The sequence below is a fragment of the Lacrimispora xylanisolvens genome, assembly GCF_002934545.1.
Classification (GTDB): Bacteria; Bacillota; Clostridia; order Lachnospirales; family Lachnospiraceae; genus Lacrimispora; species Lacrimispora xylanisolvens.
On the sequence record NZ_PTJA01000001.1, the window covers coordinates 60,459 to 73,035 of the forward strand.

The 12,577-nt window shown below is 42.5% G+C and carries 12 protein-coding genes and 1 riboswitch; of the genes, 10 read left to right on the forward strand and 2 right to left on the reverse strand.

Annotation, left to right across the window (positions count from 1 at the left end):
* Nucleotide 1: 1 nt before the first annotated feature.
* The gene (locus BXY41_RS00315) at nucleotides 2-1,462 is read right to left on the reverse strand and encodes a glycosyl hydrolase family 18 protein (RefSeq protein WP_207657045.1); all 1,461 of its coding nucleotides are present in this window, start codon (nucleotides 1,460-1,462) and stop codon (nucleotides 2-4) included.
* 171 nt (nucleotides 1,463-1,633) lie between these two features.
* Here BXY41_RS00315 and cbiQ point away from each other — a divergent pair, with 171 nt between their 5' ends.
* The 4 genes from cbiQ to BXY41_RS00335 all read left to right on the forward strand — a co-directional run bounded on the left by cbiQ (nucleotide 1,634) and on the right by BXY41_RS00335 (nucleotide 4,671).
* A complete protein-coding gene (gene cbiQ, locus BXY41_RS00320; protein ID WP_242979999.1) occupies nucleotides 1,634-2,404 on the forward strand; it encodes a cobalt ECF transporter T component CbiQ in 771 nt (256 codons plus the stop codon).
* A 19-nt stretch (nucleotides 2,405-2,423) separates the two neighbouring features.
* Complete coding sequence (locus BXY41_RS00325; RefSeq protein WP_104433419.1) at nucleotides 2,424-3,263, forward strand: energy-coupling factor ABC transporter ATP-binding protein; 840 nt, start codon at nucleotides 2,424-2,426, stop codon at nucleotides 3,261-3,263.
* A 26-nt stretch (nucleotides 3,264-3,289) separates the two neighbouring features.
* A riboswitch (cobalamin riboswitch) is annotated at nucleotides 3,290-3,476 on the forward strand.
* 126 nt (nucleotides 3,477-3,602) lie between these two features.
* Nucleotides 3,603-4,352 carry an energy-coupling factor ABC transporter permease gene (locus tag BXY41_RS00330; RefSeq protein WP_104433421.1) on the forward strand — a complete coding sequence of 250 codons (750 nt, stop codon included), beginning with the start codon at nucleotides 3,603-3,605 and terminating at the stop codon, nucleotides 4,350-4,352.
* A 1-nt stretch (nucleotide 4,353) separates the two neighbouring features.
* Nucleotides 4,354-4,671 (forward strand): energy-coupling factor ABC transporter substrate-binding protein, encoded by a 318-nt coding sequence (locus tag BXY41_RS00335; protein WP_104433423.1) that lies wholly within the window; start codon nucleotides 4,354-4,356, stop codon nucleotides 4,669-4,671.
* 73 nt (nucleotides 4,672-4,744) lie between these two features.
* On the opposite strand, the gene yeiL is transcribed toward BXY41_RS00335, so the two are convergent.
* Nucleotides 4,745-5,407 carry a transcriptional regulator YeiL gene (yeiL, locus tag BXY41_RS00340; RefSeq protein ID WP_104433425.1) on the reverse strand — a complete coding sequence of 221 codons (663 nt, stop codon included), beginning with the start codon at nucleotides 5,405-5,407 and terminating at the stop codon, nucleotides 4,745-4,747.
* A 172-nt stretch (nucleotides 5,408-5,579) separates the two neighbouring features.
* Here yeiL and BXY41_RS00345 point away from each other — a divergent pair, with 172 nt between their 5' ends.
* The 6 genes from BXY41_RS00345 (at nucleotide 5,580) to BXY41_RS00370 (ending at nucleotide 12,562) form a co-directional block, all read left to right on the forward strand.
* Entirely contained in the window at nucleotides 5,580-6,749 is a 1,170-nt protein-coding gene (locus BXY41_RS00345) for a U32 family peptidase (RefSeq protein ID WP_104433427.1), read from the forward strand.
* Nucleotides 6,750-6,763: 14 nt separating this feature from the next.
* A complete protein-coding gene (locus tag BXY41_RS00350) occupies nucleotides 6,764-7,570 on the forward strand; it encodes a hypothetical protein (protein ID WP_104433429.1) in 807 nt (268 codons plus the stop codon).
* Nucleotides 7,571-7,632: 62 nt separating this feature from the next.
* Nucleotides 7,633-8,268 (forward strand): HAD family hydrolase, encoded by a 636-nt coding sequence (locus BXY41_RS00355; RefSeq protein WP_170072117.1) that lies wholly within the window; start codon nucleotides 7,633-7,635, stop codon nucleotides 8,266-8,268.
* 25 nt (nucleotides 8,269-8,293) lie between these two features.
* Nucleotides 8,294-9,784 carry an IMP dehydrogenase gene (locus tag BXY41_RS00360; RefSeq protein ID WP_104433433.1) on the forward strand — a complete coding sequence of 497 codons (1,491 nt, stop codon included), beginning with the start codon at nucleotides 8,294-8,296 and terminating at the stop codon, nucleotides 9,782-9,784.
* A 165-nt stretch (nucleotides 9,785-9,949) separates the two neighbouring features.
* Nucleotides 9,950-10,705, forward strand: a complete 756-nt coding sequence (locus BXY41_RS00365; protein ID WP_104433435.1) for an exodeoxyribonuclease III — start codon at nucleotides 9,950-9,952, stop codon at nucleotides 10,703-10,705.
* A 42-nt stretch (nucleotides 10,706-10,747) separates the two neighbouring features.
* Nucleotides 10,748-12,562, forward strand: a complete 1,815-nt coding sequence (locus BXY41_RS00370) for an ABC-F family ATP-binding cassette domain-containing protein (protein ID WP_104433437.1) — start codon at nucleotides 10,748-10,750, stop codon at nucleotides 12,560-12,562.
* Nucleotides 12,563-12,577 lie beyond the last annotated feature (15 nt).

Sequence of the window (12,577 nt, forward strand, 5' to 3'; positions counted from 1 at the left end):
ATTATTTTAGTCCATTATATAATGTGTCAAGAAGCTCTCCATTGGAATCCTGACCAAGCTCCCATACCATGGCACCGCCTAACTTCTTTGATTTGATATAATCTGTTTTATAAGCGATGGACTGTGGGTCTTCGTAGCTGATGAAGATTGTTCCGTTAAATAACCATGGAACCATTGACTGAGAATGAAAATATCTGGTATAACCGGTTTTGTTTAAATAATTTGCCTTGATGTCCTTGTAGCTGATTGAGTTGGCACCGCCATATGTCTGGTATAAGCCGTTATTGGAATTATTCACGGAAGAGTACAGGTACCCATAGAACGGGATTCCCATAACCAGCTTATCGGCAGGGAAGGAAGCGTTTAACCATGCAGTGACTCCGGAGTCCACGCTTGCTTTATATTGGGGTGAGGAATCATTGTTATTATAAAGGGGTGCCAGTAAATCCGTGTAAGGATCCCAGGTTCCGTGCAAATCATAAGTCATTATATTTGCGTAATCCAGATATTGAGCCAGTTTAGCCATTTCTACATTTTTTACGTAGGAAGCATCCGCTCCCCCGGCAATGGTGAGAAGATAGTGCTTCTGGTCCATGGCACCGCGGGCATCCAGCTTTTCTCTTATTTTTTGAAGAAGCAGGGTGAAATTCTGTTTATCCTCCGGCCTTCTGGTGTTGGTCGCCAGACCTCCGCTTACGGGATATTCCCAGTCCAGATCGATGCCGTCAAATCCATATTTTGTGATAAAATCCACCGCACTGTCTGCAAAGGCATTTCTGGATGCGTCGGTCAGAGCCGCGTCTGAGAATCTTCCGGACCAGTTCCAGCCGCCAACGGAAATCAATGTTTTTAAATTTGGATTTTGTAATTTTAATGAATTTAAAAGCCTTATATTATTGGGATCCACATCCGGATATCCCAAGGTAATCTTTAAATCCGGACCAATGTTGGCAAAGGCGTAATTAATATGAGTCAGCTTGCTGGCATCGATCTGATCGGGGCAAATGCCGCTGTAGGCTTCCCAGGCAGCAAAGTAGCCAACAATTCTTCCGGATTGGGGCTGGGTTTCTGCCGGAGGTAAAGCGGGTGCTGCAGTGGTAACAGAAACGGTATTGCTGGCAGGAGATATATTTCTTTTGGTATCTTTTGCTTTTACATAAAACTGGTAAGTAGTTGCCGGTGTTAATCCGGTAACGGTATATGTAATTGAGGTTGTGGAGCAAAGATAAGTATTATTCTTGTAAATCTGGTATTCTCTTACTCCCAGACCCCCTGTGGGTGGGGACCAGGTCAGGGTGAGTGAGTTACTGGTAATATCAGCCGCATTTAAATTTTGGGGAGCAGTGGAAGTGCTTTTGTCAGGCTTTGCCGCAAATGAATTTTTCGTGCAGTAGTTGCTGATTAGAAAAAGTAATAAAACAGATATCGTCCACATGATTGCTTTTCTTGTACTTCTTTTCATCGTGTTCTCCTTCATAACTTATTGTGGAATTAAGTATAACATGATGGATTTTCCTTGAATAGCGCGCAAAAACTGGTATATTTTCATAAATTTGGTAATGATTCAGAAATACCGGAAAAACCTGTACTTGCAGATGATTTCTTAATCGCTTATAATCAGCCTTAAAAGGAGGTGAGAACGATTAATACCATAGATTCCTATGCTTATGAATCCCAAATAAAAGGAATAAACCCTGGATTAAAAGCAGCTGTGGCAATGGCCGCATTATTATTTTGTATTGGAACTGGAGATGTTCTGGTATCTGTTACAGTGTTTCTGTCCATGGGTATTATTACGATTTTTATGGGAGGGCTTTCCGTTCAGAAGTATCTTGCCCTATTAAAGATACCAGTAACTTTTTTAATTCTTGGAACTGCTGCCATTGTATTTGGGATATCTCATGTGCCGGCAGGACGCTTTTATATTACCATGCCAGGCTTTTATCTTTATTTGTCAGACGGAGGAGCAGCTCTTGCTGCACGGCTGATTTTAAAAGCAATGGCTGCCGTAAGCGCCATGTATATGCTTGTACTTTCCACACCGGCAAGTGAGATCATTAATCTGCTTGGAAAACTGCATGTGCCCAAACTGATATCGGAGCTGATGAATCTCATATACCGGTTCATTTTTGTTATGATGGATGTCCAGCTCCATATGAAACAGGCGGCAGAGTCCAGGCTGGGATACCATAATTTCCTCACGTCTTGCAGGTCTTTCGGAGGGATTGGAGCCAATCTTTTTATTGTTTCATTAAAGAAGGCCGGGATGTATTATGATGCCATGACTGCCAGATGTTATGAGGGCGAACTTCTGTTTCTGGAGGAGAAAAGGCCGGTGAAAGCAAAGGAGGCAGCGGCAGCGGCGGGCTATGTTGCATTTCTTCTGCTTATATGGCTGGTGTAAAAACGAGGAGGAACAGATGATGGAAGAAATACTTTTACAGGCAGAAAATCTTTCGTATTCCTATGGCACGGGAAGTAAAGCACTTCATGATGTGTCACTGTCTGTGAGAAAAGGGGAGAAGATTGCAGTTCTTGGTTCCAATGGAGCCGGGAAATCCACCTGCTTTTTAAACCTGAACGGTGTCCTGATCCCGGATACGGGAACAATCAGGTATAAGGGAAAGATAATTGGGAAAAAAGACTTAAATGAGCTTCGAAGAGAAGTGGGAATTGTTTTTCAGGATGCAGACAATCAGATAATTGCATCTACCGTTTCTGCTGAGGTATCCTTCGGACCTATGAATTTAAGGCTATCCAGAGAAGAGGTGAAACAGCGGGTTGAAATGGCGTTAAAGTCCATGAATTTAATGATGCTGAAAGACCGCCCTCCCCACTACTTAAGCGGCGGAGAGAAGAAACGAGTAAGCATAGCAGACATCATTGCCATGGAACCGGAGGTAATCATATTTGATGAACCAACTGCATCTTTAGATCCGGTTAATGTGGAAATACTCACACAGGTTCTTGATGAAATGACAAAAATGGGGAAAACTCTTCTGATTTCAACCCATGATGTGGATTTCGCCTATAAATGGGCAGACCGGGCGGTGGTTTTTGCCGGTGGAACGATTATTGCCGATGGTCCGGTAACAGAGATCCTGACATCTAATGTGATCTTAACTCAGGGAAATCTAAAGAAGCCGGTTTTAATGGAAGTTTATGACAGTCTGGTGAAATGCCGGATATTGCCGGAAATGAGTCCTTATTTCAGGGATACAAAAGAATTGAACCAGCTGCTTAGCAGGCAGTATGAAGGTTGACAGAATTTGGTATTGCAGTTACAATACAAGCGTATTATCTAAAAGGTGCCTGTGAAATTCTCCGCAGGATAATAGGGAAAAGGGTGAAAGTCCCTTACGGTCCCGCCGCTGTATATGCAGAGCAGGGCTCCATAAGTCACTGGGAAACCGGGAAGAGGGAGCAGCTGTGTTTGATGCATGAGTCAGAAGACCTGCCTTTTTGTTTGGAGTATCCGGTTACGAGCGATGACCGGTGCCGGGAAGTCTTTTTGTAGTACAAAGATTTACCCATAGGGCACCAGTCTGATGTGTGGGAACCATCGGATGTAAGGTGCTTATTTTATTGGAAGGAGAATGAAAATGAGTAAGAAAGAAAAAAGTATCATGAAACTTGCAACTGCATTTGCACTGACATTTGGAATCGTTCCCAGTGCCTATGCAATGCATATTATGGAGGGCTATTTGCCAGTAGGGTATTGTATTGCCTGGGGGGCAGTCTGTGTGCCGTTTCTCATTGCGGGCTTCTTTTCCATACAGAAGACGCTCCGGGAGAACAGAAAGGCGATCACAGTTCTTGCCATGTCAGGAGCATTTGTGTTTGTCATTTCCTCATTAAAGATTCCGTCTGTGACTGGTAGCTGTTCACATATGACTGGAACCGGTCTTGGCGCTATTTTGTTTGGACCGTCGGCGGTCAGTATTCTGGGCATTATTGTTTTGATTTTTCAGGCGGTGCTGCTTGCCCACGGAGGTCTTACCACACTGGGAGCGAATACCTTTTCCATGGCAATTGCAGGTCCTTTCGTGTCTTTTGGAATATATAAACTTTGTAAGGTATTAAAAGTAAACAAAATGGTGGCGGTTTTTCTTGCTGCAACGTTAGGCGATTTATTTACATACTGTGTAACCAGTTTACAGCTTGCCATAGCCTATCCTTCTGAAATAGGAGGCGTTGGTGCTTCTGCTGTTAAATTCCTTGGTGTATTTGCACCGACTCAGCTGCCTCTTGCAGTAATTGAGGGAATTCTCACTACAGTCATCGTTATGACTCTTGAGACTTATGCTCTTCCGGAGTTAAAAGCCATAGGATTTACAAGGGAGGTAAAATAAAATGAGCAGGAAAAGAAAACAGACAATCGCAGTGCTGCTGGTTCTCGTATGTCTGATTGCCATTATTCCTTTGTTTGTATTAAAGGGAGCAGAGTTCGGCGGATCGGATGATGCAGGAAGCCAGATGATTACAGAAATCCGCGGTTCGGAATATGAACCATGGTTTACTCCCGTTTTGGAAGCTGCCATAGGCGGAGAACTTCCCGGGGAAATAGAAAGCCTTTTGTTCTGTCTTCAGACGGGAATCGGAGTGGGAGTCATCGCATTTTTTATGGGAAGACTGGTAGAACGGAAAAAATGGCAGGATAAACAGTTATAATCGTTCAATAGACAGATACAATAAAAGAGCTGGTTCAGATATCAATATCTGAATCGGATCTTTTTTTGTATCGTCATAAACTGTTTTCATTGACAGCCATGGTCGCAAGAGATGAAAAATCCTTAATTCTGTATCTTTTTTTGTCCATATGCTGCAGTATATCCGCCTCACATAGAACCGAAAACACATGAAGCAGGTGACGGTAGCTGACACCCAGGTATTCCGCAACCTCTGTGTGTTTCCTGTTATAGATTTCTCCGTCTGCAGATAATAGTATAAAATTTGCCAGACGGTTTACCAGAGGATAATTCTGGTTAGTAGCATAATTTGAAGTATTGCGCAGAGCCTTCCGGCATAAAAACAGGCACAGATAATTTAAGAATTTCGTATCGTTTTTTAGAAGATGGCTGACCTCTCTTAGGGGCAGCAGGATGCAGACGCACTTATCCAAAGCAATGACTCCATTGGTAAATTTCTGCGCTCCCATAAATTCCATCTCCCCAAATAAGGTTGGAGATTTAAAAAAATCAATGATGGTAACTTTTCCGTTTTCATGAGTCAGGAAAAGCTTGGCATTTCCCTTTATTAGAAATACCAGATCAGATAAATCATCCCCTTCTCTGCATATTAATTCGTTTTTCCGAAATTCTTTCCATTTGGCATATGGAGTAATATCAAAAGAAAAGATATTAGTGACATAGGAGGGAATTGTTTCGTTCGCCTTTTTCATATTCATAGACAAATCTCTTTCAAACTCTTTTTTATAATTTATCTTACTATAAAACTTCCCTAAATTCCAGATTTATGTGAGAAAACTCATATTTTTCACAAAAAGCAAATGATATAATATTGCGTATTATAAGGAGCAGAAATTACTTAAACTATCAAACGTTTTCCAGGGGGGTCTCATGATTAAATTTGCACTACCATACAATGGAGATATGGATTTCATTGATCAATCGCTTTATATGTACGGGAATTATATTGAAAGCTATTTTGGTAATTTGGGAATTGATGATTTTGGCGGGGGACGCGCCCAGACTCAAAATATTGTGAAACAGGAAAATGAATTGAAAGCAATCCTGGACAAGCTGAACGCCGCCGGCATTGACTTTAATTATGTCATCAATAATAACGGCCTGATGAACGAGGAATTTACCGAAAAGTATCAGGAAAGGTATCTGAGATTTATCAACAAATTAGTTGATTTGGGAATACGAAAGGTAACATTGAGCAATCCATATTTAATCCAATATACAAAACAGAAGCTGCCAGCTTTAAAAATATCAGCATCGGTGAATTTAAAAACACGTTCCTGGGAAGAACTTGAATATCTGATTCAATTGGGCATTGATGAAGCAACGCTGCATTATGATTTAATTAAGAATTTTGCAGAGCTGATCCGGATTCGTTCGAAAACTGATCTATTATTAAAGCTTATTCCAAATGATTTGTACATTTCAAACTGCCCCTGGCAAAAAGGCCATACTCGCATGCAGGGTTCCCACAGCAAGCATAAAGAAACGAAAACACCATACTTCAGCTATTACAGAAATAAATGTGTGAATATCCGGAATTTAAGGCCAGAGGAAATATATAGTGGAAAATGGATTGCTCCGGCTGATATTCCCAAATACATGGAAATCGGTTATAAAAATTTCAAACTGCTGGACCGTCTGGCTACGACAGAATGGATCATGAAATCCATAGAAATATATATTGAGCAAAGCCGGACAACCCATCTGGAAGAAATATTAGGCACCTATGGCTCCAAATCTAACATTCATGCCACCATCTCTGATGGCCCTTTGGAGCAGGCTCTTTATCCAAGAGACCAGCTGGAGCTGATACCTGAAATATCTCAGGTGGAAAATAAACTCTGGTATTCTGCTGCTCACACGGACAATTGCATGCACTGCACATTATGCCGTCATGCCGCTGACCAGGGACTGATTTATCCGGAGGATAAGAGAGAACAGTATATTGAAAATAACAGGAGGTGGCAGAGCAGAATAACAAAATTACCGTATATCAAAGAGTTAAATTTTGGTGAGGTACAGCGTATAGAATATAAGTAAGGGGGCAGGTACCAATGGGTGAAATGTTACTACCATTATACTTGGATGAGAGCTTTATGGACTCTGAGTCAGAGGGCAGAATTTATTTGACCAGATTTGAGCAGGATTTTCAAAAAGATTGTTTTTTGTTTCATGAAGCGAGGGACTATGCAATCTCGCCGGAAGAGGCCAGGAGCATAAGCGGCAGGCATCAGTTATGTTATGCTTATGATATGTTTCATTTCGAAAACAGAGAATTCACCGTAGAGGGGTATCAGGAGATTTGCAAAGATATTGAATCTATGATTGACACCGGATTTAAATATATTCTGGTATCTAACCCCTATATTATTGAACTGCTTTGCAACGAATACAGCAAAGATATTCGTGTGATTGTTTCATCCCAGCTGGAAATCAATCATGCACACAGTAAAATATTTTTTGATGTTTTAAACAATACCAGAAATATTTCTTATGTTATCGTATCTCAGAATCATCTTCACAAACAAGAATTTGAAGAAATGAGACGCACATTCGGAAGTATTGGGCTTATGGTTGAGCTGGACCGCCTGATCTCTGATAATCAGATCGTGCATGAGCAATTCAATAACATGATCTACGGATATTATAATGATTCTGTAAAATGCCATTTAAAAGAGTATATAGAGGAAAACCGGCGTTATTTCAGAAAGCAGGATCTGGTGGACCAGTTTGATGAAAACATTTCTTATAAGCTGGGAGAGTTTGGTGTGGAGAAGGAACTTCCGGAAAAAAATCTGAGACATCTGCTTAATAATGAATTGGAAGAGATCCAGGTAATTGATTATGACCTATGGCAGTGAAAAAGAACGAAATAAACAATAATATGAATGTAATTTATTATAGGGATGCGAGGGTATGGAACATGAAGCTTTTAATATTAGATTTTGACGGAACAATAGCAGATACAAAGAGCAGCATTGTTAATACAATTCAGGCCACGGGAAAAGAACTGGGCTATGGAATTGCCAGGGAGAAGGACATACAGGAAAAAATAGGGCTGCCCCTTAAGGATACCTTTTCATCCGTATTAAAAGTCCCGGACAGCGAGATGGATCATGCCATTGATTTATACCGCAGAAAATACCAGGATATCTGCATGGAAAGTGTTACCTTGTTTCCTGATGTAAAGAGCACCATAGAGTATCTGTCACAAAAGGGAGTAGTTATTACAGTTGCCTCAAGTAAGGGCAAGGACGCTCTTCATCTGTTGCTTGATCATTTACAGGTAAGTCCTTTTATTTCCCGCATCTACGGAGAGCAGGACGTAAAAAATAAAAAGCCGGCTCCGGACATGGCACAATTAATACTGGAGCAGGAAAAATGTGATCCGGAAGAGGCATTGGTGGTAGGGGATACGGTATTTGACCTTCAGATGGGACGTGGTGCAGGCTGCCACACCTGTGGTGTAACCTATGGAAACAATTCTTACGAAGAGCTGAAAGCGCAAAACCCCACCTTTCTCATCAATAATTTCGGCGAATTGAAAAGCATCTTTTAAGCAGCAGGAGGAAAAGAGGTCTCAAATGTTTAAATTATATAATGAAATTTCCAGAACCTTTAACGAATATCTGCTGATCCCTAATTTATCCACTCCCCTGTGTATGCCTGAGAAAATTGATCTGACCACTCCTATTACAAGATTTAGACCAGGGGAAGCACACGTAAGGTTAAACATTCCGTTTGTATCTGCCATTATGCAGGCTGTGTCCGATCACAAACTTGCTATCTCACTGGCCCGGTGCGGAGGTCTGTCATTTATTTATGGGGCACAGACCATTGATTCCCAGGCTGAAATGATACGGAAAGTAAAAAAATTCAAGTCCGGCTTTGTTGTATGCGATTCCTACCTTTCGCCGGAACACACTTTGAATGAGATCCTGAGGCTGAAGGAGGATACCGGGCATACTACCATAGCGGTTACCTCTAACGGAAAATCGGACGGTATTCTTACCGGACTTATTACGAGCAGAGATTACAGAATAAGCAGGGATCCCCTGGATAAAAAAGTCTGTGATATTATGACTCCTTTTGAATCACTTATTACAGGAAGGGATGGGATTTCCCTGAATGAAGCCAATGACCTGATCTGGGCAAATAAATTAAATTGTCTTCCTATCGTCAACGAGAATCAGCAGCTGGTCCATATGGTGTTCCGTAAGGATTACGAAGCTCATAAAGAGAATCCTTTTGAGCTTCTCGATGAGAAGAAGAGCCTTCTTGTAGGTGCCGGAATTAATACTTACGATTATCAGGACCGGGTTCCGGCACTGCTGGAAGCAGGCGCTGACATCTTATGTCTGGATTCATCCGATGGTTATTCCACATGGCAATATGACGCCATTACCTACATAAAATCAAATTATCCCAAGGCATATATCGGTGCCGGCAACGTGGTTGATGCCGAAGGCTTCCGCTATCTGGCTGATGCAGGAGCAGACTTTGTAAAGGTGGGAATTGGCGGCGGGTCTATTTGTATTACACGTGAGCAGAAGGGGATTGGCAGAGGTCAGGCGACTGCCATACTGGAAGTTGCTTCTGCCAGGGACAAATATATGGAGGAAACCGGTATCTACATCCCCATTTGTTCCGACGGAGGAATTGTGTATGATAATCACATTGCCATAGCCCTGGCCATGGGAGCGGATTTTGTAATGATGGGAAGATACTTTGCAAGGTTTGATGAAAGCCCCGGAAAGAAGCTGAAAAGAGGCAATGAATATGTAAAGGAATATTGGGGAGAAGGATCAGACCGGGCAAAGAACTGGCAGCGCTACAGCATGTCAGCCAGCAAAGATACTCATTTTGAAGAAGGTGTTGACAGTTATGTTCCTTATGCAGGTGCACTGAAGGATAATTTATCTGTCACGATCAGTAAGATAAAGTCCACAATGTCCAGCTGCGGGGCGGCTTCCATTGAGGAATTTCAGAAAAAAGCAAGGATCACTCTTGTTTCTCCCATGAGTATTCGGGAAGGCGGAGCCCATGATATCATACTGAAAAATAAAGATTATTAAACAAGCATACTCATGTTAATGCTACTCCAGGGGAGTGTTGCTCAACTAAGAAAAAGTCAGTTGAGCAGCAGCTCCCTTTTTTCCTTATTAGTTTTGCAACACGCCCTTTTCGAATGCTGTTTAAAATGGTATACTAACACTATCTTTTTGACGGAGGTGAATGCGATGAAAAAAATGATATCATGGAATGTGAATGGACTTCGTGCCTGTGTGGAGAAAGGCTTTCTGGATTATTTTAATGAGGTAGATGCGGACGTGTTCTGTATTCAGGAAAGCAAGCTGCAGGAAGGGCAGATCGACCTTTCTCTTCCAGGCTATTATCAATATTGGAATTACGCACAAAAGAAAGGATATTCAGGTACTGCCCTGTTTACCAGGGAGGAGCCACTATCAGTTACTTATGGGATGGGAATAGAAGAGCATGATAAAGAGGGACGGATTATTACGGCTGAGTTTCCGGACTATTATGTAGTAACCTGCTATACTCCAAATTCCCAGAATGAACTGGCGCGCCTTCCCTACCGTTTGACCTGGGAGGAGGCATTTCTGGCCTATCTAAAAGGGTTGGAGGAGAATAAGCCTGTTATTTTCTGCGGAGACTTAAATGTAGCTCATAAGGAAATTGATTTGAAAAATCCCAAATCCAACCGGAAAAATGCAGGGTTTACCGATGAGGAGAGGGAGAAGTTTACCATCCTTGTAGAGAATGGTTTTATCGATACCTACCGGTATTTCTATCCACAGCAGGAAGAGATGTACTCCTGGTGGTCCTACCGCTTTAAGGCGAGGGAGAAGAATGCAGGTTGGCGTATTGATTATTTCTGTGTATCACAAAGTCTGGAGGACAGGCTGGTAAGTGCAGATATTCATACCCAGGTGACAGGCTCTGACCACTGTCCGGTGGAACTTGTAATTAAATAATAACGGATCAGACAGAGTATTACACAGGAGAATAATAAAAACATGAATTTATTAACAATTGAGCATTTAACAAAATCATATACAGAACGGCTTCTTTTTGATGATACCAGCTTCAGCATAAATGAAGGGGAAAAGATCGGTCTGATTGGTATTAATGGCACAGGAAAGTCTACGCTTTTACGTATCGTGGCAGGGCTTGAAGAGCCGGATGAGGGAACCTTGGCAAAGGGAAGAAACTTGGATATCCGTTTTCTTTCTCAGAATCCCAGATTCGAGGCAGGAGAGACCATTCTGGAAAGCATAATCCGGGAGAATGAGGGTCATGAACATGTATGGGATTTAGAAAGCCAGGCAAAGAACATGCTGACCAGACTTGGCTTTACGGAATTTGATACCAAAGTGGACACTTTATCCGGCGGACAGAGAAAGAGGGTTGCGCTTGTGAGCGTTCTTCTTTCTACTGCAGATTTACTGGTTCTGGATGAGCCTACCAACCACTTAGACAGCAGTATGGCGGACTGGCTGGAGGATTATCTGCGCCGATTTAAAGGTGCTCTTTTGATGGTTACCCATGACCGGTATTTTTTAGACAGTGTGACAAACCGGATTGTGGAGCTTGATAAGGGAAAGCTTTACAGCTATCAGGAGAATTATGAAGGCTATTTAAAACTAAAGGCAGACCGGCTGGATATGGAGCAGGCTACTGAACGGAAACGCCAGTCAATCCTCCGTATCGAGCTGCAGTGGATGCAAAGAGGGGCAAGGGCGCGTTCCACCAAGCAGAAGGCCCATATCGAGCGATACGAGACGCTTCGTGACCAGAAGGCACCTGAGTTTGATAAAAACGTGGAACTGGATTCCATTGAGAGCCGTCTTGGACGCACCACCGTTGAGCTGGAGGGTATTTCAAAGGCTTTTGGTGATAAGGTTCTGATGAAAGATTTTAACTATATCTTTTTGAAAAATGACCGCATAGGAATCATTGGCCCCAATGGGTCCGGTAAGTCCACGCTTATGAAAATTATAGTTGGATGGCTTCAGCCGGATGAGGGAACCTTAACGGTGGGACAGACTGTTAAGATGGGTTATTTCTCCCAGGAGAGCGAAGATATGGACGGCAGCTTAAAGGTCATCGATTATATCCGGAGTGCGGCTGAGTATGTGAAAACAAAAGACGGCAGTGTCAGTGCCTCCCAGATGCTGGAACGGTTTTTATTTCCGCCAAGTGTTCAGTATACCACAGTTGAAAAGCTTTCCGGAGGGGAAAAACGGCGGCTGTATCTGCTGCGCATCCTGATGGAGGCACCCAATGTCCTTCTTCTAGACGAGCCTACCAATGATCTGGATATTCAGACACTTACCATCCTTGAGGATTACTTAGACAGCTTTCCAGGCATTGTCATAACCGTATCTCATGACCGCTATTTTCTGGACCGGGTGGTGCGCAGAATTTTCGCATTTGAAGGACAGGGAAAGGTCACTCAATACGAGGGTGGATTTACGGATTATCAGGCTGCTTTCGCTGCAAAATATCCGGATGGGCTTCCCGGGGAAGCAGCTGGAACTTACAAAAAGGAAGATGCAGGAGAGAAGAAGGGGAAGGAAAAACCCAAATTAGAGCGAAAGCTTAAGTTCTCCTATAAAGAACAGAAGGAATGGGAAACCATTGAAGATGATATTGCCGGTTTGGAAGAGGCCATCGAGGTTCTGGATAAAAAGATAGAAGAGGCTGCCAGTGACTATGGCAAATTGAATCAGCTGATGGAAGAAAAGGCAGTAAAAGAAGGATTATTAGAGGAGAAGATGGAACGCTGGATGTATTTAAATGATCTGGCAGAACAGATTCAGAACCAGTAACAGGACTGTCACAGA